This is a genomic window from Caulobacter sp. Root487D2Y, assembly GCF_001427165.1.
GTDB lineage: Bacteria > Pseudomonadota > Alphaproteobacteria > Caulobacterales > Caulobacteraceae > Caulobacter.
In genome coordinates this window covers 17,263-38,587 of the sequence record NZ_LMFD01000009.1, presented here as the reverse complement: position 1 = coordinate 38,587, position 21,325 = coordinate 17,263, and the positions used below count along the sequence as shown (strand labels likewise).

14 protein-coding genes are annotated in these 21,325 nt (G+C 68.6%); 7 read left to right on the top strand and 7 right to left on the bottom strand.

Annotated elements, in window-relative coordinates:
- The first annotated feature begins 206 nt into the window (after positions 1–206).
- From ASD38_RS07695 to egtB, 4 genes are all read left to right on the top strand, one after another.
- Positions 207–6,044, top strand: coding sequence for a hybrid sensor histidine kinase/response regulator (locus ASD38_RS07695; RefSeq protein WP_056441286.1), 5,838 nt, complete (start codon positions 207–209; stop codon positions 6,042–6,044).
- Positions 6,041–8,080, top strand: a complete 2,040-nt coding sequence (locus ASD38_RS07690) for a response regulator (protein WP_056459066.1) — start codon at positions 6,041–6,043, stop codon at positions 8,078–8,080. Before ASD38_RS07695 ends, ASD38_RS07690 begins: the two co-directional genes overlap by 4 nt.
- A 105-nt stretch (positions 8,081–8,185) precedes the next feature.
- Complete coding sequence (locus ASD38_RS07685) at positions 8,186–8,890, top strand: glutathione S-transferase N-terminal domain-containing protein (protein WP_056459063.1); 705 nt, start codon at positions 8,186–8,188, stop codon at positions 8,888–8,890.
- A 151-nt stretch (positions 8,891–9,041) separates the two neighbouring features.
- Entirely contained in the window at positions 9,042–11,213 is a 2,172-nt protein-coding gene (egtB, locus tag ASD38_RS07680; RefSeq protein WP_056459059.1) for an ergothioneine biosynthesis protein EgtB, read from the top strand.
- A 76-nt stretch (positions 11,214–11,289) separates the two neighbouring features.
- Here the strand turns inward: egtB and ASD38_RS07675 are convergent, their stop codons facing one another.
- Together ASD38_RS07675 and ASD38_RS24275 are read right to left on the bottom strand one after the other, a co-directional pair.
- Positions 11,290–11,499: a KGG domain-containing protein gene (locus ASD38_RS07675; protein ID WP_018062559.1), complete on the bottom strand. Its 210-nt coding sequence runs from the start codon at positions 11,497–11,499 to the stop codon at positions 11,290–11,292.
- 9 nt (positions 11,500–11,508) lie between these two features.
- Entirely contained in the window at positions 11,509–11,676 is a 168-nt protein-coding gene (locus tag ASD38_RS24275) for a hypothetical protein (protein ID WP_200941430.1), read from the bottom strand.
- 187 nt (positions 11,677–11,863) lie between these two features.
- On the opposite strand from ASD38_RS24275, the gene ASD38_RS07670 reads away from it, so the two are divergent.
- Positions 11,864–12,463, top strand: a complete 600-nt coding sequence (locus ASD38_RS07670; protein WP_235523793.1) for a DUF1345 domain-containing protein — start codon at positions 11,864–11,866, stop codon at positions 12,461–12,463.
- On the opposite strand, the gene ASD38_RS07665 is transcribed toward ASD38_RS07670, so the two are convergent.
- From ASD38_RS07665 to ASD38_RS07655, 3 genes are all read right to left on the bottom strand, one after another.
- Positions 12,441–13,178 carry a hypothetical protein gene (locus ASD38_RS07665; RefSeq protein ID WP_056459056.1) on the bottom strand — a complete coding sequence of 246 codons (738 nt, stop codon included), beginning with the start codon at positions 13,176–13,178 and terminating at the stop codon, positions 12,441–12,443. The two genes, ASD38_RS07670 and ASD38_RS07665, sit on opposite strands and share 23 nt — an antisense overlap.
- A gap of 139 nt (positions 13,179–13,317) precedes the next feature.
- The gene (locus ASD38_RS07660) at positions 13,318–14,823 is read right to left on the bottom strand and encodes an ATP-binding protein (protein ID WP_056459053.1); all 1,506 of its coding nucleotides are present in this window, start codon (positions 14,821–14,823) and stop codon (positions 13,318–13,320) included.
- On the bottom strand, positions 14,820–15,602 hold the full coding sequence (locus ASD38_RS07655; protein WP_056459051.1) for a response regulator: 783 nt from the start codon (positions 15,600–15,602) through the stop codon (positions 14,820–14,822). Before ASD38_RS07655 ends, ASD38_RS07660 begins: the two co-directional genes overlap by 4 nt.
- 104 nt (positions 15,603–15,706) lie before the next feature.
- On the opposite strand from ASD38_RS07655, the gene ASD38_RS07650 reads away from it, so the two are divergent.
- A complete protein-coding gene (locus tag ASD38_RS07650; RefSeq protein ID WP_056459048.1) occupies positions 15,707–16,147 on the top strand; it encodes an EF-hand domain-containing protein in 441 nt (146 codons plus the stop codon).
- 6 nt (positions 16,148–16,153) lie between these two features.
- Here ASD38_RS07650 and ASD38_RS07645 read toward each other — a convergent pair whose 3' ends face one another.
- Together ASD38_RS07645 and ASD38_RS07640 are read right to left on the bottom strand one after the other, a co-directional pair.
- Entirely contained in the window at positions 16,154–16,867 is a 714-nt protein-coding gene (locus ASD38_RS07645; protein ID WP_056441263.1) for an MBL fold metallo-hydrolase, read from the bottom strand.
- Between the two features lie 89 nt (positions 16,868–16,956).
- Entirely contained in the window at positions 16,957–18,540 is a 1,584-nt protein-coding gene (locus ASD38_RS07640) for an amino acid permease (protein WP_056441261.1), read from the bottom strand.
- Between the two features lie 247 nt (positions 18,541–18,787).
- On the opposite strand from ASD38_RS07640, the gene hrpB reads away from it, so the two are divergent.
- Positions 18,788–21,229 (top strand): ATP-dependent helicase HrpB, encoded by a 2,442-nt coding sequence (gene hrpB, locus ASD38_RS07635; RefSeq protein WP_056441259.1) that lies wholly within the window; start codon positions 18,788–18,790, stop codon positions 21,227–21,229.
- Positions 21,230–21,325: the final 96 nt, after the last annotated feature.

Sequence of the window (21,325 nt, the reverse complement as noted above, 5' to 3'; positions counted from 1 at the left end):
GCCCGACGGCCGCCGCAACCATCGCCGGCGAAGAGCTTCACTGTAAAAGCGGAACCAAAGATTTTTCCCCGCGTTGGAGCGGATCGGGGGGGTGTGGGAACCGGTAGGGGCTGTCGATGGCGGTAAACCGCTTCCAAGGCCTGGATCGTCTTCCCAACTAGCGCCGCCCACGTAAGATCGGACCGATTTCGACGTGGAGTATTCTAATGCCGGCGGCACAGTCCAAGACGCAACAGCGCGGGCTCGACAACCACCAGCTTCTGGCCGCCTTGCGCGCCTTCCGGCGCGGCGACTTCTCGGTGCGCTTGCCAACAGACCTGTCGGGCCTGGACGGAGAGCTGGCCGAGGCCTTCAACGACGCCGTCAATCTGAACGATCAGATCTCCAAAGAATTCGAACGGCTCGGCGACGTTGTCGGTAAACAGGGCAAAATCAATCATCGCGCCCGTCTGCCAGGCGCCACCGGCTCTTGGGCCGCCAGCGTCGAGGCGGTCAACAACCTGATCACCGACATGGTCCACCCGACCGCCGAAATGGCCCGCGTGATCGGCGCCACCGCCAAGGGCGACCTCAGCCAGACGATGGACCTGGAGAACGAGGAACGCCCGCTGCGCGGCGAGTTCCTGCGCATCGGCAAGGTCGTGAACACGATGGTGGGCCAGCTGGGCTCGTTCGCCTCCGAAGTGACCCGCGTGGCCCGCGAAGTGGGCACGGAAGGCAAGCTCGGCGGCCAGGCCCAGGTCAAGGGCGTGGCCGGCACCTGGAAGGACCTCACCGACAACGTCAACCTGATGGCCGCCAACCTGACGGGTCAGGTGCGGAACATCGCCGAGGTGACCACCGCCGTCGCCAACGGCGACTTGAGCCGCAAGATCACCGTCGACGTGAAGGGCGAGGTTCTGGAGCTGAAGAACACCATCAACACCATGGTGGACCAGCTGAACAGCTTCGCCTCGGAAGTGACCCGGGTGGCCCGGGAAGTCGGCACCGAAGGCAAGCTGGGCGGCCAGGCCAACGTGAAGGGCGTGGCCGGCACCTGGAAGGAACTGACCGACAACGTCAACCTGATGGCCGGCAACCTGACCGGCCAGGTTCGTAACATCGCCGAAGTGACCACCGCCGTGGCCCGCGGCGACCTTTCTCGCAAGATCACCGTGGACGTGAAGGGCGAGGTTCTGGAGCTGAAGAACACCATCAACACCATGGTGGACCAGCTCAACAGCTTCGCCTCGGAAGTGACCCGCGTGGCGCGGGAAGTCGGCACCGAAGGCAAGCTGGGCGGCCAGGCCCGCGTGGAAGGCGTGGCCGGCACTTGGAAGGACCTCACCGACAACGTCAACCTGATGGCCGGCAACCTGACGGGTCAGGTTCGTAACATCGCCGAGGTGACCACCGCCGTCGCCATGGGCGATCTATCCAAGAAGATCACCGTCGACGTGAAGGGCGAGGTGCTGGAGCTGAAGAACACCATCAACGTCATGGTGGACCAGTTGAACGCCTTCGCCTCGGAAGTAACCCGCGTGGCCCGGGAAGTGGGCACGGAAGGCAAGCTGGGCGGCCAGGCCAACGTCACCGGCGTCGGCGGCACCTGGAAGGAGCTGACCGACAACGTCAACCTGATGGCCGGCAACCTGACGGGTCAGGTGCGGAACATCGCCGAGGTGACCACCGCCGTCGCCATGGGCGACTTGTCCAAGAAGATCACCGTCGACGTGCGGGGCGAAATTCTCGAGCTGAAGAACACCATCAACACCATGGTGGACCAGTTGAACTCGTTCTCGTCGGAAGTGACCCGCGTGGCCCGCGAAGTGGGCACGGAAGGCAAGCTCGGCGGCCAGGCCCAGGTCAAGGGCGTGGCCGGCACCTGGAAGGACCTGACCGACAACGTCAACTTCATGGCCGGCAACCTGACCGGCCAGGTCCGCAACATCGCCGAGGTCACCACCGCCGTCGCCAACGGGGACCTGTCCAAGAAGATCACCGTCGACGTGCGCGGCGAGATCCTGGAGCTGAAGAACACCATCAACGTCATGGTGGACCAGCTGAACGGCTTTGCCTCGGAAGTGACCCGCGTCGCGCGCGAAGTCGGCACCGAAGGCAAGCTGGGCGGCCAGGCCCAGGTCAAGGGCGTGGCCGGCACCTGGAAAGAACTGACCGACAACGTCAACCTGATGGCCGGCAACCTGACCGGTCAGGTCCGCAACATCGCCGAGGTGACCACCGCCGTCGCCATGGGCGACCTGTCCAAGAAGATCACCGTCGACGTGCGCGGCGAGATCCTGGAGCTGAAGAACACCATCAACGTCATGGTGGACCAGCTGAACTCGTTCTCGTCGGAAGTGACCCGCGTGGCCCGCGAAGTGGGCACCGAAGGCAAGCTGGGCGGCCAGGCCCAGGTGAAGGGCGTGGCCGGCACCTGGAAGGACCTGACCGACAACGTCAACTTCATGGCCGCCAACCTGACCGGCCAGGTCCGCAACATCGCCGACGTCACCACCGCCGTCGCCAAGGGCGACCTTTCCAAGAAGATCACCGTCGACGTGAAGGGCGAGATCCTGGAGCTGAAGTCGACCATCAACGTCATGGTGGACCAGCTGAACGGCTTCGCCTCGGAAGTGACCCGCGTGGCCCGCGAAGTCGGCACCGAAGGCAAGCTGGGCGGCCAGGCCCAGGTGCCGGGCGTGGCCGGTACGTGGAAGGACCTGACCGACAACGTCAACATGATGGCCGCCAACCTGACCGGCCAGGTGCGGAACATCGCCGACGTCGTGACCGCGGTCGCCCAGGGCAACCTGAAGCGCAAGCTGACCCTGGACGCCAAGGGCGAGATCGCCTCGCTGGCCGACACCATCAACGGCATGATCGAGACCCTGGCCACCTTCGCCGACCAGGTGACCAACGTGGCCCGCGAAGTGGGTTCGGAAGGCAAGCTGGGCGGCCAGGCCCGGGTGCCCGGCGCCGCCGGCCTGTGGCGCGATCTGACCGACAACGTCAACGAACTGGCCGCCAACCTGACCACCCAGGTCCGCGCCATCGCCGAGGTGTCCACCGCCGTGACCAAGGGCGACCTGACGCGGTCGATCACCGTGGAAGCGTCGGGGGAAGTGGCGGCGCTGAAGGACAACATCAACGAGATGATCCGCAATCTGAAGGATCAGACGTTGAAGAACACCGAGCAGGACTGGCTGAAGACCAACCTGGCCCGGTTCAGCCGCATGCTGCAGGGCGAGCGCGACCTGTCGACCGTGTCGAACCTGGTGCTGTCGGAACTGGCCCCGCTGATCAACGCCCAGCACGGGGTGTTCTACGTCTCCGACCACGATGTGAACGGCGAGCCGGTGCTGAACCTGGCCGCCAGCTACGCGTCCAATCCTGGCGACAAGCCGCCGTCACGGCTGCGCCAGCGCGAGGGTCTGATCGGCCAGTGCGCCGCCGAGCGCCAGCGCATCCTGCTGACCAATGTCCCGTCCGAGTACATCAAGATCAGCTCGGGCCTGGGCGAGGCGGCGCCGCAGAACATCATCGTGCTGCCCGCCCTGTTCGAAGGCGAGCTGAAGGCGGTGATCGAGCTGGCCACCTTCGGGATCTTCAACGAGACCCAGCAGGCCTTCCTCGACCAGTTGATGGAATCCATCGGCATCGTGCTGTCGACCATCGCCGCCAACATGCGGACCGAGGGTCTGCTCGAACAGTCCCAGCTGCTGACCGCCGAACTCCAGGCCCAGCAGGAAGAGCTGAAGAAGACCAACGACCGCCTGGAACTGCAGGCCGCGTCCCTGCGGCAATCGGAAGAGCTGCTGCGCTCCAAGCAGGACGAACTGCAGCAGACCAACGCCGAACTGGAGGACAAGGCGGTCCTGCTGTCGGCCCAGAACAAGCAGGTGGAAGCCAAGAACACCGAAGTCGAACAGGCCAAGGCGGCGCTGGAGGAAAAGGCCGAACAGCTGGCCCTGACCTCGAAGTACAAGTCCGAATTCCTGGCCAATATGAGCCACGAGCTGCGCACGCCGCTCAACAGCCTGCTGATCCTGTCCAAGATGCTCAGCGAGAACGCGCAAGGGAACCTGAGCGCCAAGCAGGTCGAGTTCGCCCGCAACATCCACAGCGCCGGCGCCGACCTGCTGGGCCTGATCAACGACATCCTGGATCTGTCGAAGATCGAAAGCGGCACGGTCACCCTCGACATCGGCGAGATGTCGTTCGCGTCCCTGCGCGATCAGACCGACCGTACGTTCTCGCAATTGGCGCAGGACAAGAAGCTGGACTTCTTCATCAACATCGACCCGGCCCTGCCGCGCTCGATGTACACCGACGACAAGCGCCTGCAGCAGGTGATCAAGAACCTGCTGTCCAACGCCTTCAAGTTCACCCAGTCCGGTTCGGTGCGCCTCTCGATCGCCCGGGCCGACGACGGCTGGGCGCTGGGCAACGACCACCTCAACAAGGCCGGTCAGGTGCTGGCCTTCTCGGTCGAGGACACCGGCATCGGCATCCCCGAGGACAAGCAGCGGATCATCTTCGAGGCCTTCCAGCAGGCCGACGGCACCACCAGCCGCAAGTACGGCGGCACCGGTCTTGGCCTGTCGATCAGCCGCGAGATCACCCGTCTGCTGGGCGGTGAACTGCGGGTCGTCTCGACGCCGGGGCAGGGCAGCATCTTCACCCTGTATCTGCCGCTGAACTTCAGCCCGGCGGCGCAATCGCAACCGGCCCAACCGCTGCGTCCGGCCACCAGCCCCGTGCAGACCTTCCGTCTGTCGACCATGGAGACCGGTTCGGTCGAGCCGGCCGAGACGGTGGTCGACGACCGCGAACAGATCGAACCTGGCGATGCGGTCATCCTGATCGTCGAGGACGACACCCGTTTCGCCTCGATCCTGTTGTCGCTGGTGCGCGATGGCGGCTTCAAGGGGGTGGTGACCGGCGAGGGCTCGGCCGTGCCGTCCCTGGCCCGGCGCTTCACGCCCGACGCCATCATGTTGGACATCGGTCTGCCCGACATGGACGGCCTGGCCTTGCTGGACCTGCTCAAGCGCACGCCCGACACCCGCCATATCCCGGTCCAGGTCATCTCGGCCGACGACCACGGGGGCCTTGGCCTGTCGATGGGCGCCTTCGGCTTCACCAGCAAGCCGGTGGAACGCGAGGCCGTCGCCTCGACGCTGGAGAAGGTCAAGAAGCTGGTCGCCGAGACCGGCCGCGCTCCGATCCTGATCGGCGGCGAAGGCCAGGCCGCCGACACGTTGCGCGACACCATTGGCGCGGTGAAGGTCGTACCGACCCTGTCGGAACTGCCGGACGAGGCCTTCACCGGCGAAGGCGGTTGCCTCGTGATAGACGTGGGTCCGGACCCCGTCGGCCCGTTCATCGACACGCTCAAGCAACGGGGTACGACTTCGGGCGTGGCCGTGCTTTACGCGCCCGAGGAGCTGGATCCCGAGGAGGACCGTCGGCTGCGTCTGGCGGTGTTCTCCGGCCTGGCCCGCCTGGCGCGCACGCCCGAGCAGCTGATCGACCACGTCACCATGTCGCTGCACGCGCCATTGGATCGCCTGTCGACGCCGGCCAAGGTCATGATCGCCCACAGCCGCCACGCCGACGCCGTTCTGACGGGCCTGACCGCGGTGGTCATCGACGACGACATCCGCAACATCTTCTCGCTGGCCAGCGCGCTGGAGGAATACGGCATCGAGCTGCGCTACGCCGAAAGCGGCCGCGAAGGGCTGGAGCTGCTCGACAGTCTGCCGGCGGTGGATATGGTGCTGGTTGACATCATGATGCCCGACATGGACGGCTACGAGACCATGCGCGAAATCCGGGCCCGACCGCGGTTCTCAGACCTGCCGGTGATCGCCGTCACCGCCAAGGCGATGAAGGGCGACCGCCAGAAGTGCATCCAGGCGGGCGCCTCGGACTATGTGTCCAAGCCCGTGGACATCGACCAGCTGATCTCGGTCCTGCGGGTCTCGGTGCAGCGCACCGACGCTCAGCGCCTGGCCGGCGACAACGTCGTCACCATCCACAGCGCCGCCGCAGCGCAATGACGGTGCCCGCGGTAAAGCATCAGGCGGTTCCGCCGCCCGAGGATCGACTTCGAACGCGGATCCTCATCGTCGACGACGATGAGCGAAACGCCTTCGCGGCGATCCAGGCGCTGGAAGGCCTGGGCCAGGAACTGGTGGTCGCCCGGTCGGGCGAGGAGGCCCTGCGCCGCCTGCTGACCGACGACTTCGCCGTGATCCTGCTGGACCTGCACATGCCGGGCATGGACGGCTACGAGACGGCCGAGCTGATCCGCCAGCGTCGCCGCAACCGCGACGTGCCCATCGTGTTCCTGACGGCGGTGTTCCGCGACGAGGCCCATATCTTCAAGGCTTATTCGGCCGGGGCCGTCGACGTGGTGTTCAAGCCGGTCGACCCGTTCATCCTGCGCTCCAAGGTGCAGGTGCTGGTCGATCTGCACATCAAGACCCTCGAGCTGGAGCAGCAGTCGGAGAGCCGCCGCCTGCTGATCGAGGAGAACGCTCGTATCCACGCCGAGAAGCTGGCCGCCGAACGGGCCCTGCGCCGCACCCAGGAGCGCCAGGAGGCGATCCTTCGCGCGCTGCCGGTGGTCTTCCACTCGCGCACGGCCGACGCGCCCTACGAGCCGCTGTTCATCGGCGGCAACGTGATGGAGCTGACGGGCTTCACGGCCGAAGATTTTCTGGCCAAGGCCGATTTCGGCATCAGCCGCGTCCACCCCGACGACGTCGATATCGTCGTGCGAGCTCAAGCCGAGGCTCGCAAGTCCGGCGCCTACAGCTGCGAATACCGGTGGCAGTGCGCCGACGGGTCCTACCGGTTGCTGATCGACCAAGGCGTGTTGGCCCAGGACGAGGAGAGCGGGCGGCAGGTGGTGTTCGGCACCCTGCTGGACAACACCGAGCGCCGAGGTCTGGAGGAGCAGCTGAGCCACGCCCGCAAGATGGAGGCGGTGGGCCAGCTGACCGGCGGCGTCGCCCATGACTTCAACAACCTGCTGACCGTGGTCCTGGGCAATATCGAGCTGATCAAGCGCCGCACCGGCGAGCAGCACGAGCTGGCCCGGCAGATCGATGCGGTGCGGCTGGCCGCCGAGAAGGGCGGAGCCCTGACCCGCCAGCTGTTGGCGTTCTCGCGACGTCAGCGCCTGAACCCGCTGACGGTCGATCTCAACGTCCTGATCGCCGACTTCGCGCCGCTGCTGCGCCAGGCCGTCGGCGAGGCGGTGAGCATCGACCTCAGCCTGGCGACCGAGCCGCTCCCGGCCCATCTGGATCCCGCTCAGTTCGAGAGCGCCCTGCTCAACCTGGCGGTCAACGCCCGCGACGCGATGGAAGGCGGCGGCGTCCTGTCGGTCGCGACCGAGACCATCGATGGCGACGAGCCCAGGATCCTGGTGACCGTGCGCGACACCGGCCAGGGGATGGACGCGGACGTGGCCTCGCGCATCTTCGAGCCTTTCTTCACGACCAAGGAAATCGGCAAGGGCTCGGGTTTGGGTCTGTCGCAGGTCTACGGCTTCGTGCGGCAGTCCGGCGGCGAGATCTCGGTGCGCAGTTCGCCAGGGCAGGGCGCGGTGTTCGAGATCTATCTGCCGCAGAGCCAGGCGGCGCTCAGCCAGCGCGGCGCCGGCCACGAGACCACCGAGGCCGCCCGCGGCGCCGAGCGGGTGCTGGTGGTCGAGGACGATCCCGCGGTTCTGGCCATGGCGGTCGAGACGCTGGAGGGCCTGGGCTACCAGGTCACCACGGCCGACACGGCCGCGGCCGCCCTCAAACGACTGAAGAGCCGCAAGGCCTTCGACCTGCTGTTTTCCGACGTGGTCATGCCCGGCCGCGTCAACGGCGTCGAACTGGCCCATGCCGCGCTCAAGGTGCGGCCTGGGCTCAAGGTCCTGCTGACCTCCGGCTATGTGGGCGACGAGGCGGCGTCCTGGGCAAACGAATTTCCGATGATCGACAAGCCTTATCTGGGTCCGGCCCTGGCGGCCAAGCTCCGGGCGGTGCTGGACGCCGAGGCCCCCGCGACCGAGCAGGCCAAGGTGCGGCGGGGGTAGGAACAAAGCTTTCGGCGCGCGATGACTTGCCGCCGCGCCAGTCGGGACCATCTGACAAGCTCGGCCGCGCCTGTTGGGGGTGGTCCTTTGCTTTCGGAGCCGACCATGACCGACCTCTCAGCCTTTCCGATCACCCAGCGCTGGCCCGCCCAGCATCCCGACCGGCTGCAACTCTACAGCGTGCCGACGCCCAACGGGGTCAAGGTGTCGATCATGCTGGAGGAGATCGGTCTGCCCTACGAACCGCATATGATCGACATCGGTCAGAACGAGACCTGGGGGCCGGAATTCCTGTCGCTGAACCCGAACGGCAAGATCCCCGCCATCATCGATCCGGACGGCCCGGACGGAAAGCCGCTCGGCCTGTTCGAGTCCGGCGCGATCCTGGTCTATCTGGCGGAAAAGACCGGCAAGTTCCTGCCCAAGGACCCCGCCCGGCGCTACGAGACCCTGGCCTGGGTGTTCTTCCAGATGGCCGCGATCGGCCCGATGTTCGGCCAGGTCGGCTTCTTCCACAAGTTCGCCGGCCGCGAGTACGAGGACAAGCGTCCGCGTGATCGCTATGTCGCCGAGTCCAAGCGTCTGCTGGGCGTGCTGGAGACTCGCTTGGCCGACCGCGACTGGATCATGGGCGACGAGTACACCATCGCCGACATCGCCACCCTGGGGTGGGTCCGCAACCTGGTAGGCTTCTACGGCGCGGGCGATCTGGTCGACTACGCCGGCCTCAAGCACGTTCCGGCTTGGCTGGAGCGGGGCCTGACCCGGCCGGCCGTCCAGCGCGGGCTGGAGATCCCCAAGCGCCCCTAGGGCGCGCGCCGAGCGGCATCGATGGTCTGCGACTTTCGTTCACTTTTTATTCCCCGCGCCGCTTGAACCCGGCGGGGGGAACACTCAAGTTGCTTATTCGTTGAGCTCATCGGGGCGCAAGCTCCCCGACGCAGGGCCGCCAGGAGAGCGCATGAGTCCCGACGACACGCCTGTAAGGGAGGCCTCGGAGGCCCGCGTTATCGCCCTCGTCGATCGCTATCTGGCGGTCAGACGGCGCACCGAAGCCTTGGCCAAGCCCCTCTCGCCCGAGGATCAGGGGGCGCAGTCGATGCCGGACGCCAGCCCGGTCAAATGGCACCGGGCGCACACCGCGTGGTTCTTCGAGACTTTCCTGCTGACGCCCTTCCTGCCGGGCTACCGGGTGTTCGACCCGACTTTCGCCTATCTGTTCAATTCCTATTACGAGGCCGTCGGGCCCCGCCAGCCGCGGCCCCTGCGCGGCCTGATCACCCGTCCGTCGGCCGACGAGGTCGGGGCTTATCGCGCGCACGTCGACGCGGCCATGATCCGCCTGCTGACCACGACGCCGACCGCCGAGGTGATGGAGCGCCTGGACCTCGGCCTGGCCCACGAGGAGCAGCACCAGGAGCTCATCCTGATGGATCTGCTGCACCTGTTCGCCCAGTCGCCCCTGCAGCCGGCCTATCGCGACGCGTCGCCTCCGGAGCGTCCCGCCCCCGCCGGCGTCCGGTACCTCGCCTTCGAAGGCGGGCTGGTCGAGATCGGCGATGACGGTCCAGGCTTCGCGTTCGACAACGAGCGGCCGCGCCACAAGGTCTATCTCGAGCCCTATCGCCTGGCCGATCGGCTGGTGACCAACGGCGAGTGGCTGGCCTTCATCGAGGACGGCGGCTATCGCCGGGCCGACTTCTGGCTTTCCGACGGCTGGGCCGCCGTCAACGAGCAGGCGTGGGAAGCGCCGCTCTACTGGCGGCGCGAGGACGGCGGCGCCTGGTCCGTCATGACCCTTTCGGGGCGGCGTCCGGTCGATCCTCACGCGCCGGTGGGTCATGTCAGCTATTACGAGGCGGCCGCCTTCGCCGCCTGGTCCGGCCGCCGCCTGCCGACCGAGGCCGAGTGGGAAGCCGCCGTCGCGGCCGCGGAAGGGCAGGGGCTGCGTCAGGCGTCCGACGAGGCCTGGCAATGGACCGCCAGTCCCTATGTCGCCTATCCGGGCTTCAAGCCGGGCGCGGGCGCGCTGGGCGAGTACAACGGCAAGTTCATGATCAACCAGATGGTCCTGCGGGGCGGGGCGGCCGAGTCCCCGCCTGGCCACACGCGGCCGTCCTATCGCAACTTCTTCCATCCGGCCCAGCGCTGGGCGTTCACGGGGGTTCGTTTGGCCGACGATGTCAGCGCGCTGGACCGCGAGGCGGCGACCCAGGCCTCGACGTTCCTGGACGACGCGCTGGCGGGCCTGACGGCCGAGCGCAAGACGCTGCCGGCCAAGTACTTTTACGACGCCGAGGGATCGCGGCTGTTCGAGGCGATCTGCGAGCTGCCGGAGTACTATCCCACCCGCACCGAGACGGCGCTGCTGCGCCGCATCGCGCCCGAGATCGCCGCGCGGGTCATGGAGGGCGCGGCCCTGGTCGAGTTCGGCAGCGGGGCCAGCACCAAGACCCGGCTGCTGCTCGACGCCATGCCGCAACTGGCTGTCTACGTCCCGATCGACATCAGCCGGTCGGCGCTTGACGAGGCGAGCGAAGCGCTCCGCCGCGACTATCCGGGCCTGATCGTCGCGCCGCTGGTCGACGACTTCACCCGCGCCGTGCGGCTTCCGGCGGCGGCGCGGGGGCGGCCGGTGACGGGCTTCTTCCCGGGCTCGACGATCGGCAATTTCGCGCCGGCCGACGCCGAGACGTTCCTGCGCGGCGCGCACGACCTGCTCGGCGACGGCGCGATGTTCGTGGTCGGGGTGGACATCGCCAAGAGCCCCGACGTCCTGGTGCCGGCCTATGACGACGCCCAGGGGGTGACGGCGGCGTTCAACAAGAACGTGCTGGCGCGGATCAACAAGGAGCTGGGCGGGGATTTCGCGCTCGAAGCCTTCGACCATCGCGCGATCTGGAACGCCGACGAAAGCCGAATGGAGATGCATCTCGTCAGTCGCCACGATCAGACGGCGCACCTTGCGGGCCGGGAGATCCATTTCGAAGCCGGCGAGACGATCCACACCGAGAATTCGTACAAATATAGCCCGAAAATGTTCGTGGATCTGGCCCGTCGCGCGGGCTGGAAGGTCGCGGCGCGCTGGATCAGCGACAGCCCAAGCTTCGGCGTCTTCGCCCTGGCCGGCTGAGGCGGGCGGAAGTCAGGTCGGAGAACGGCCGCGACCCCCAAACCCTTGAAGGGCCGGGGCCGCGGCGCGCTTCATGTCAGGCGTCGCGCCCGGGCATGCGCCCGCCGCCACGCGACGAGGAGCCGCCCTTGCGGCCCGCGTTGGCCGCGAGGTCGCGATCCTTGGCGAAGCTCCGCTTTTCACTGGGAACACTGGCGCCCCCTTTACGCGCGATCTCGCGGCGACGTTCGGGGTCCATGGCGGCGAAGCCTCGGCGGCCGCGGGGCCGTTCGGTGTCGAGGTCCATAGGTTGCTCCTAATCGGGACTGGTCACGGGGGGGAACGGCGTGGCTGAACGGTCATAAGGCCGGTCGTCGCCCGGTTGGACCGGCGGCTCGCGCATCGGCTCTTCGTCGGGCGTGGCGCCCGGGTCGTAGTCGGGTTGCGAGGGCTCGATCGGCGGCGGAGCGTCGGGGTCCGTCATGTCGTCCTTCCATGCTTCCAGTGAAGTAACCGGTGAAGTCGCGTTCGGTTCACCCAACAGGCGAGACAAAATTGCAGAGTTTGGTGTTAAGCCTGCGGCGAACAAGGTGAGCGGCATGACCAAGGCCCGACCGAGAAAACCTGAAAGCGCAGCAATATCGCGCCATTGGCGGCTATGGGGCGCCGGCTTGGCGGGCCTTTTCGGCTGGCTCGCGGCGGGTCACTTAAATACGCCGGTCAGCACGCATATCCTGATCGGCTGGGACGTCTGCGCCCTGTTCTATGTGACGACCACCTGGCGTCTCTTCCTGACGGCCGACGAGGCCGAGGTGCGTCGACGGGCGGCCGCCGAGGACGAGAAGCCGTCGTTGATCCTGCTGATGGTGCTGGCGGCGATCCTGTCGAGCCTGGTGGCGGTGGTGGCCGCGATGCTGCACGCACGGTCCGAGGGGCCGGAGATCAAGGCGATCACCGCCGCCTGCGCGGGCGTCACCCTGGTGCTGTCCTGGGTGGTTCTGCACTCGGTGTTCACGCTGCACTACGCCCATCGCCACTTCGGCGACGGAACGGACAAGCCGGGCTTTCTCTTCCCCGGCGAGCCGGCCAGCAGCTATCTCGACTTCGTCTACCTGGCCTTCAGCATCGGGGCGACGTTCCAGGTGTCGGACAACAATGTGCTGACGGCCAAGCTGCGCAACCTCGTCACCGCCCAGGCGGTCTGCGCCTATTTCTACAACACCGCCGTCCTGGCCCTGGGGATCAACATCATCGCCGGGCTGGTGAGCTAGCGCGCGGACCCTCCAGACGGGCCTGGAGCGGGGTCCGCGGCAGGTCGCCGAGGCGCAGCCGGCCGTCGCCGTCGCTGTCGAGCAGGGCGAAGCGGGCCTTGGCCGCCTTGGCCGCCTCGGCGCGCGTGATGCGGCGGTCGAAGTCGCCGTCGGACGCCATGACCGGTTCGGGTTCGGCCAGCAGGCTGTAGGGCGTGGCGCCTTGCAGCATGCCGCCCATCGGGGCGCCGCCGCGTTTGCCGCCGCCGCTCCCGCCCTCGGGGGGACCGCTGCCGCCGCGTCGTCCGCCGCCGCGGCCGCCCTGGCCGCGCATGCCCGGACCTTCGCCGCCGCCCTGGAAACCCTGCAGGATCTCGGGCGCGACCTGGGTCTCGTAGGCCGACACCTCGAACCCGTCGACGACGCCGTTGTGATCGCCGTCGATCCTGTCGAAGAACCGCAGGGCGTCGCCGATGAACTCCTCGCGCGTCAGGGCGCCGTCGTGGTCGGCGTCCGCGCTGGCGAACCAGGCGGCGACGGGGTAGGGCGCGCCAGGCTCCGCGCGAAACGGCTCGCCCGCCGGGCTGATGAACAGGCTGCGATGCGGCCGGCGCGGCGGTCCGCCCGCCTCGCCCTCGCCGGACGGTCGGGAAGGCGCCGCCTTGCCCCAGTCACCGCGCGGACCGTCCTGCGGCGGGCCGGAGGCGCAGGCGCCCAGGCACAGGGCGGCGAACATCAGGATGCAGGTGGCGCGCAGGCTGGTCAGGGCGCGACGGGCAGGATTTGCATGTCCTCGATCAACCGCACCGGCGTGTCCGGCGTATGGCGCAGCTTTTGCGCGCCCGCAACAAACTGAAAGCTCAGCAACCCGAACGTTAGAACGGCAGCTCGACCCGGGCGCGCAGGCCGCCTTCGGGACGGTTGTGCAGGGTGACGTCGCCGCCGTGGGCCCGGGCCACCGAACGGACCACGGCCAGGCCCAGCCCGATCCCGCCGGTTTCGCGGTTGCGCGACGGTTCGCTGCGGAAGAACGGCTCGAACACCCGATCCAGTTCGGCCGGAGCGATGCCGGGGCCGTTGTCGTCGATCTCGATCACCGCCAGATGGCCCTCGGCGCGGACACGGCCCTGCACGGCGCCGCCGTACTTCAGGCCGTTCTCGACCAGGTTGGTCAGCAGGCGGCGCAGCGCGACGGGGTCGCCGTCGATGATGATCTTTTCGCCCAGCTCCACCGAGGCCCGGCCGCCGGTTTCGGCCGCCTCGTCGATGATGCTCTCCAGCAGCGAGGCCAGCTCCAGCTTGGTGCGTTCGGCCGGCCGCGTGGTGTCGCGGACGAAGGCCATGGTGGCGGCGATCATCGCCTCCATTTGATCGATGTCGGAGGCCAGCTTGGCGCGCACGTCGTCCGGCACGGCCTCGATGCGGAAACGCAGACGGGTGAGGGGCGTGCGCAGGTCGTGGGCCACCGCGCCGATCATCGCCGTGCGGTCCTCCACATAACGGCGCAGGCGCTCCTGCATCATGTTGAAGGCGTTGGCCGCGGCGATCACTTCGGACGAACCGTGCAGGGCCAGGGGCGCGGCGCGCGGGTCGCGGCCCAGGCGCTCGGCCGCGCTGGCGAAGGCGCTGATCGGACCCGACAACCGGCGGGCGAACAGCCAGGCCAGGGGCGAGACGCACAGCACCGACAAGGCCAGGATCAGCAGGATCCGCTGCTGCCAGCTGTCGAAGCGAATGGCCGGCTTGGGTTCGACGACCGTCCAGCGACCATCGTCCTGATGGATGGCCACCTTGAAGTCGCCGACGATGAAAGGCTCGTCGCGGGAGGCGCCGAGGCGCGGCGGGCGAGGCGGCCCCGCCATGCCCTCCGGCGGACCGCCGGGGCCGCCGGGTCGTCCGGGGCCGTCGTCGATCCGCGGAGCGCCCGGACCGCCCGGACCGCCTGGACCGCCGAAGCCTTGCGGCTGATGATGCTGGCTCTCCCGTGGCAGTTGCTGGACGAAGGTGCGTTTCTGGGTGCGGACGAAGAAACGCGGACCGGTGTCGATGTCCATCTCGATCCGGGCGGGGTCGACACCGATCTCACGGGCGAGGGCGGCCTTGAACTCGGCGCGCCGCCGGTTGTCGACCAGGCCCCGGATCGGTCCGGCGTGGCGGCGGATCAGCAGGGCGCGTCCGTCGCGCGGCTGAACCGTCGCGCCGGTCTTCACGATGCGGGCGATCTCGCTCAGCCGGTAGATTTCGGGCGGCGGCGGCGGCAGGTTGAAGACCACGGCGATGGCGATCACCTGCGCCGCCACCAGGGTCACGATGACCAGGCCCAGGGCCTGCACGAACAGCGGCGCGCTGCTCGGGCCCTTGACCCGCACGTGTTCGGTCATGGGGTGCGGGTGACCTTGGAGGTGAACATATAGCCTTCGCTGCGGATGGTGCGGATCAGCTCGCCGCCGCCGCCGTCGTCGAGCTTGCGGCGCAGCCGGCTGATCTGGACGTCGATGGCGCGGTCATAGGCGTCGCTCTCGCGGCCTCGGGCCAGGTCCAGAAGTTGGTCGCGGGTCAGCACGCGCTGCGGTCGCTCGACGAAGGCGCGCAGCAGCGAGAACTCGCCGCTCGACAGGTTGACCACCACCGATTGGGGCGAGCGCAGTTCGCGGCGGACCAGGTCCAGGCGCCAGCCGGCGAATTCGCAGGCCGCGCCCATGCCGTCGTCGATCGTGCGCGGCTCCTGCCGGCGACGCAGGACGGCGCGGATGCGGGCCAGCAGCTCGCGCGGATTGCACGGCTTGGGCAGGTAGTCGTCGGCGCCGAGCTCGAGCCCGACGATGCGGTCGGTCTCCTCGCCCATGGCCGAGAGCATGATGATGGCGGGGCCGTCGGCGGCCGACAGGCGGCGGCAGATGGCCAGGCCGTCCTCGCCGGGCAGCATGATGTCCAGCACCACCAGGTCGACCGGACCGCGCGCCAGGGCCTGTTCCATGGTCCGGGAGTCGGACGCGGTGTCGATGCTGTAGCCGTGGCGGCCCAGGAAATCGGCCACGACGTCGCGGATGCCGGGATCATCATCGACGATCAGGATGCGCGCGCCGCGCGCCGGATCGGTGTTCTGGCCGGACGTGGAGGCGGCGGCTGCGGCCGTCGCGGGATCTTGCGAACTTTCCATGACTTGCTCATTCCACGCCCCCGTCTCCAGCAGATTTCACGGCTGCAACAGGGACGCAACCCGCGCATGCGACCAATCCTCGCAATTGTTGTTTGGAGACAAGCATGTCCCGCTTTCTGCCGACGGCCCTGGCCGTCCTGTCCCTCGCCTCCGTCGCCGGTCTCGCTCACGCCCAGGGGCCGCGCTTCAACCAAGACGCCAACGGCGATGGCGTGATCAGCGCCGAGGAGTTCGACAACGCCGCCAAGGCCCGGTTCCAGCGCATGGACCCCAACCATGACGGCGTGATCGACGCCGGCGAACTGGACGCGATGCGCAAGCGGATGGAAGAGCGTCGCGCGGAGCGACCCGATGCCGGTCAGGGCCAGGGGCCCGGCGGCGGCGGGGGCGGCATGATGGCTGCGATGGACGCCGACCACGACGGCAAGGTCACCGAGGCCGAGGTCCTGGCCGCCAGCAAGGCCCGCTTCGCCAGGCTCGACGCCGACAAGAACGGCATGCTGAGCGAGGCTGAACAGCCCGCCCGGCGCGGGCCCCCGAACTAGTTCGCCTTAGCCCGGCGAGCGGTTGACCGGCGCCGCGTAGTCCTTGCCCTGGATGTTCATCGCCTCGATCGCCAGGTCGCTGACGAACGGATTGGACCGCCGCTCGGCCCCGAAGGTCGACATCGGGCCGTGGCCCGGCACGAACTGGACGTCGTCGCCCAGCGGCCACAGCTTGCCGGTGATCGCGTCCAGCAAGTCCTGGTGGTTGCCGCGCGGGAAGTCGGTGCGGCCGATCGAGCCTTGGAACAGCACGTCGCCGACCTGGGCGAAGCGCGCCTGGCGGTGGAAGAAGATCACGTGGCCCGGCGTGTGGCCTGGGCAGTGCAGCACCTCGAACTGGGTCTCGCCCAGGGTGACCACGTCGCCGTCGTCCAGCCAGCGGTCGGTGACGAAGATCCGCGCTTCGGGGATGCCGTAGCGTTCTCCGGTCGACTGGATCTGGTCGATCCAGAACTGGTCGTCCTTATGCGGCCCCTCGATCGGCACGCCGGTCAGGCGCTTGAGCTCGGCCGCGCCGCCGGCGTGGTCCATGTGGCCGTGGGTGATCCAGATCTTCTCCAGGGTCAGGCCCTGGTCGGTCAGCGCCTTCATCAGGCGCGGCACCTCGCCGCCCGGATCGATGATCGCGGCCTTCTTGGTCTTGGCGCACCAGACGATCGTGCAGTTCTGCTGCAGCGGCGTGACCGGCGCGATGACGGCGCGGATCGGCATGTCGGCCATTCTAGGCGGCTCCAAACGAAAACGGGCGGAGATCCGAAGACCTCCGCCCGTCCGAACTAAGCGTTATGAACGCTCGTTCAAGTCTTATCTCATTCCGCGCCGGGCAGGCCGGTCGGGGGCGCATCGGGGTCCAGTTCGTGGACTTCGCCGCGCAGGCCCTTGCCAACATGGCTCTTGCGGAAGCCATAGGCGAAGTAGATCAGGAGGCCCAGGGCGCCCCAGATCGGCAACACCAGGATCGATTCCAGCGGCAGGTTGAGGTACAGGAACGCGCAGCCGGCCAGGGCGATCGGGGCTACGAGCCAGATCGCCGGCGTCTTGAACGGACGCGGACGGTTCGGGTCCTTCACCCGCAGCACCATCACCGCGATCGCCACCATGAAGAAGGCGAACAAGGTGCCGGAGTTGGAGATGTCGGCCAGCTGACCCACCGGGAAGAAGGCGGCGGCGATCGCCACGAACAGGCCGGTGGCGATGGTGACGATGTGCGGCGTCTTCCACTTGGGGTGGATGGAGGCCAGCTTCTCCGGCAGCAGGCCGTCGCGGGCCATGACGAAGAAGATCCGGGTCTGGCCGTAGATCATCATGAGGATGACCGAGGGCAGGGCCAGGTTGGCGGCCAGGCCCAGCAGGTAGCCGGCCAACGGGAAGTTGACCTGACGCAGGACGTGCGCGAGGGCTTCGTTGGAGCAGACCAGCTGATCGGCGTTGGAGGCCAGATGGCAGGCGGCCTGGAAGCTGGCCGAACCGGGTTGCACGGCTTCGCCCGCCGCGCCGATGACGGGTTGGGCGCCGATGGCGCCGACCGCGCCGGCGGCGACCAGCAGATAGAAGATGGTGCAGATGCCCAGGCTGCCGATCAGGCCGATCGGCACGTTGCGCTGCGGGTTCTTGGTCTCTTCAGCGGCGGTGGAGACCGCGTCGAAGCCGACATAGGCGAAGAAGATCGAGGCGGCGGCGCCGAACACGCCCATGCCCGTCGTCCCGTGCGGGCCGAACCAGCCGTTGGGGGCGAAGGGCGTGAAGTTGCCGCTCTTCATCAAGGGAAGGGTCAGGATGACGAAGACGGTCAGGGCCGTGACCTTGATCAGCACCAGGAAGGCGTTGACCCGGGCGCTTTCGGTCGTGCCGATGACCAGCAGGGCCGTCACGGCCAAGGCCACCACGATGGCCGGGATGTTGACGACGCCGTGGCTGAAGTCGGCGACCGGCACGAAGCCGTTGAGCGACCACGCGGGACCGGCTCGCAACGCATCGGGCCAATGGAAATTCAGGGCGTGCTCGATCATGCCGAGGAAGTAGCCCGACCAGCCCACCGACACGGCGCTGGCGGCCACGGCGTATTCCAGGATCAGGGCCCAGCCGACCATCCAGGCCAGCAGTTCGCCCATCACGGCGTAGGTGTAGGTGTAGGCCGAGCCGGAAACCGGCACCATCGAGGCCAGTTCCGAATAGCAGAGCGCGGCGAAGGCGCAGACGGCGCCGGCGATCACGAAGCTCAGCATCATGCCCGGGCCGGCCTTTTGGGAGGCGGCGGCGGTCAGAACGAAAATGCCGGTGCCGATGATCGCGCCCACGCCGAGCAGGGTGAGTTGAATGGGACCGAGCGAGCGATGCAGCGACTTCTTCTGAGCCGTTGCTAGAATCGCATCCAGTGACTTAACGCGCCACATATTTCCTCCAGAGACCCGCGGCTCCCCCCGGGGCACCGCGTAGACAAATTTTGCGGACCGTGGCCCGGTTAACGGGACGCGGTCAAGGTAAAGCGGAGAGCGTGCGTAATTGTTCGCCCCGTTGCGCGCAATATGGGCCATGGCCTGCCGGGCCGATGTTGCGACGCAGCACGCTTCGCAACCGTTGCGGCCTCTCGGGTTCGGCGGCCCGCTTGGCGATTTGGCCGGCCGCCGCTAAACCCGCCGGGTGACCCTTCCCATCCACGAGGCCCTGCCGGCCCTGAAGGCGGCTTTGAGCGCGCGAGAGGCCGCCGTGCTGGTCGCGCCGCCGGGCGCGGGCAAGACCACGGTCGTGCCCTTGGCCCTGCTGGACGAGTCGTGGGTCGCCGGCGGCAAGATCGTCATGCTGGAGCCGAGGCGGCTGGCGGCGCGGGCCGCGGCCTCCCGCATGGCTCAGACCCTGGGCGAAAGCGTCGGCGAGACGGTGGGCTTCCGGGTGAGGCTGCAGTCCAAGATCTCGGCCCGCACGAGGGTCGAGGTCGTGACCGAGGGCGTGTTCACCCGGATGATTCTGGACGACCCAGGCCTGGACGGCGTGGCGGCGGTGATCTTCGACGAGTTCCACGAGCGCAGCCTCGACGCCGACCTGGGCCTAGCCCTGGCCCGCGACGCCCAGGGCCTGGTGCGCGAGGATCTGAAGATCCTGGTGATGTCGGCCACCTTGGACGGCGCGCGAATTTCGGCCCTGCTGGGCGAGGCGCCGGTGGTCGAGAGCCAGGGGCGGATGTTCCCGATCGACACCCGCTATCTGGGCCGCGACGAGCGTCAGCGGCTGGAGGAGCGCGTCGCCCGCGCCGTCGAGCGGGCCCTGGCCGAGGAGAGTGGCGGCCTGCTGGTCTTCCTGCCGGGCCAGGGTGAGATCCGGCGCGCCGAGACCCTGCTGCGCGAGCGCCTGCGCCGACCCGAGGTCGATATCGCCCCGCTCTACGGCGCGCTGGAGCCCGCCGAGCAAGACCGCGCCGTGGCTCCCGCCGCGCCGGGCCGGCGCAAGGTGGTGTTGGCGACCTCGATCGCGGAGACCAGCCTGACCATCGAAGGCGTGCGGGTGGTGATCGATTGCGGCCTGGCCCGCGTGCCGCGCTTCGATCCGTCCAGCGGCCTGACCCGGCTGGAGACCGTCCGCGTCAGCCGCGCCGCCGCCGACCAGCGCCGGGGGCGGGCGGGCCGCACCGAACCGGGCGTCTGCTACCGCCTGTGGGACGAGCCCGAGACCCGGGCCTTGCCGGCGTTCGCCCGACCGGAGATCCTCGAGGCCGACCTGTCGAACCTGGCCTTGAACCTCGCCCGCTGGGGGGCGCGGGATGTTGGCGATCTGGCCTTCCTCGACAAGCCGCCGGCCGCCGCCTTCACGGAGGCCCGGACCCTGCTCAACCGCCTGCAGGCCCTGGACGGGCGGGGCGGCCTGACCGCCCACGGCCGGGCCCTGGCCGACATGCCGCTGGCCCCGCGCCTGGCCCATATGGTGGTCCGCGCCGCCGCCTCCGGCCAGGCCGAGCGGGGGGCGAAGATCGCCGCCGTGCTCAGCGAGCAGGGCCTCGGCGGCCGCGACGTCGATCTGCGCCACCGGCTGGAAAGCTTCCAGCGCGACCGCTCGCCGAGAGCCCGCGATGCTCGGACGCTGTCCGAACGCTGGGCCCGGTCAGCGGGCCGCGCCTCGGGCGCCGCGCCGCTCGACGACGCCCTGCTGCTGGCCGAGGCCTATCCGGAACGCGTGGCGCGGGCCCGGGGCAAGCCGGGCGAATATCAGCTGGCCGGCGGGCGCGGGGTCTATCTGGAACCGACCGACGCCCTGGCCCGCGAGACCTGGCTGGCGGTCGGCGAGTTGGGCGGGGGCGAGGCCCGCGACCGCATCCTGCTGGCCGCGCCGCTGGACGAGACGGCCCTGCGCGAGGCCTTCGCCGACCGATTGGTGGCCGAGGACCGGCTGGAGCCCGACGCCAAGGGCAAGGTCCGGGCCCGCCGCCTGCTGCGCCTTGGCAAGCTGGTGGTCGAGGAGCGGCTGCTGGACAAGGTCGATCCGGGGCTGGTGACCAAGGCGCTTCTGAACCAGGTTGAACGCGAGGGGCTGTCGGCTCTGCCGCTGGGGGAGGGCGCCCAAGCCCTGCGCCGCCGGGTGGCGTTCCTGCGCGATCGGGACGCCGAGACCTGGCCCGACCTGTCCGAAGCGGCCCTGCTGGAGCGCCTGCCCGATTGGCTCGAGCCTCTGCTGGTCGGTCGTTCGGCCCTGAGCCAGCTCTCCGACGGCGCTCTGACCGACGCGATCCGCACGCTGGCGCCCTGGGACCTGCACCGCCGCCTCGACGCCGAGGCCCCGGCCCGGTTCACCGCCCCCACCGGCTCCAGCTTCGCCATTGACTACGCCGCCGACGGCGGGCCGCGCGTCGACGTGCGGGTGCAGGAGCTGTTCGGCCTGACGACCCACCCGACGGTCGGCGGCGCGCCGCTGGTGCTGGCCCTGCTGTCGCCAGGCCATAAGCCGATCCAGATCACGCGGGACTTGCCGGGGTTCTGGAAGGGGTCTTGGCGCGAGGTGAAGACCGAGATGAAGGGGCGCTATCCGAGGCACGTTTGGCCGGATGACCCGGCGAACACCGCGCCGACGACGCGGGCGAAGCCTCGGGGAACCTAGGGTCCGTGGCTCACTCACTTGCCCCCACCTGACCGCTTCGCGGTCTGTCCGCCCCCATAGGGGGCGGAGGCTCAGCCGCCAGCGCCGCGCGTCCTC

Excerpts from the sequence above, each read along its gene's own strand:
- ASD38_RS07695 (WP_056441286.1), top strand. The coding sequence starts at position 207 with ATGCCGGCGGCACAGTCCAAGACGCAACAGCGCGGGCTCGACAACCAC.
- ASD38_RS07690 (WP_056459066.1), top strand. The coding sequence starts at position 6,041 with ATGACGGTGCCCGCGGTAAAGCATCAGGCGGTTCCGCCGCCCGAGGAT.
- ASD38_RS07685 (WP_056459063.1), top strand. The coding sequence starts at position 8,186 with ATGACCGACCTCTCAGCCTTTCCGATCACCCAGCGCTGGCCCGCCCAG.
- egtB (WP_056459059.1), top strand. The coding sequence starts at position 9,042 with ATGAGTCCCGACGACACGCCTGTAAGGGAGGCCTCGGAGGCCCGCGTT.
- ASD38_RS07675 (WP_018062559.1), bottom strand. The coding sequence starts at position 11,499 with ATGGACCTCGACACCGAACGGCCCCGCGGCCGCCGAGGCTTCGCCGCC.
- ASD38_RS24275 (WP_200941430.1), bottom strand. The coding sequence starts at position 11,676 with ATGACGGACCCCGACGCTCCGCCGCCGATCGAGCCCTCGCAACCCGAC.
- ASD38_RS07665 (WP_056459056.1), bottom strand. The coding sequence starts at position 13,178 with ATGTTCGCCGCCCTGTGCCTGGGCGCCTGCGCCTCCGGCCCGCCGCAG.
- ASD38_RS07660 (WP_056459053.1), bottom strand. The coding sequence starts at position 14,823 with ATGACCGAACACGTGCGGGTCAAGGGCCCGAGCAGCGCGCCGCTGTTC.
- ASD38_RS07655 (WP_056459051.1), bottom strand. The coding sequence starts at position 15,602 with ATGGAAAGTTCGCAAGATCCCGCGACGGCCGCAGCCGCCGCCTCCACG.
- ASD38_RS07650 (WP_056459048.1), top strand. The coding sequence starts at position 15,707 with ATGTCCCGCTTTCTGCCGACGGCCCTGGCCGTCCTGTCCCTCGCCTCC.
- ASD38_RS07645 (WP_056441263.1), bottom strand. The coding sequence starts at position 16,867 with ATGGCCGACATGCCGATCCGCGCCGTCATCGCGCCGGTCACGCCGCTG.
- ASD38_RS07640 (WP_056441261.1), bottom strand. The coding sequence starts at position 18,540 with ATGTGGCGCGTTAAGTCACTGGATGCGATTCTAGCAACGGCTCAGAAG.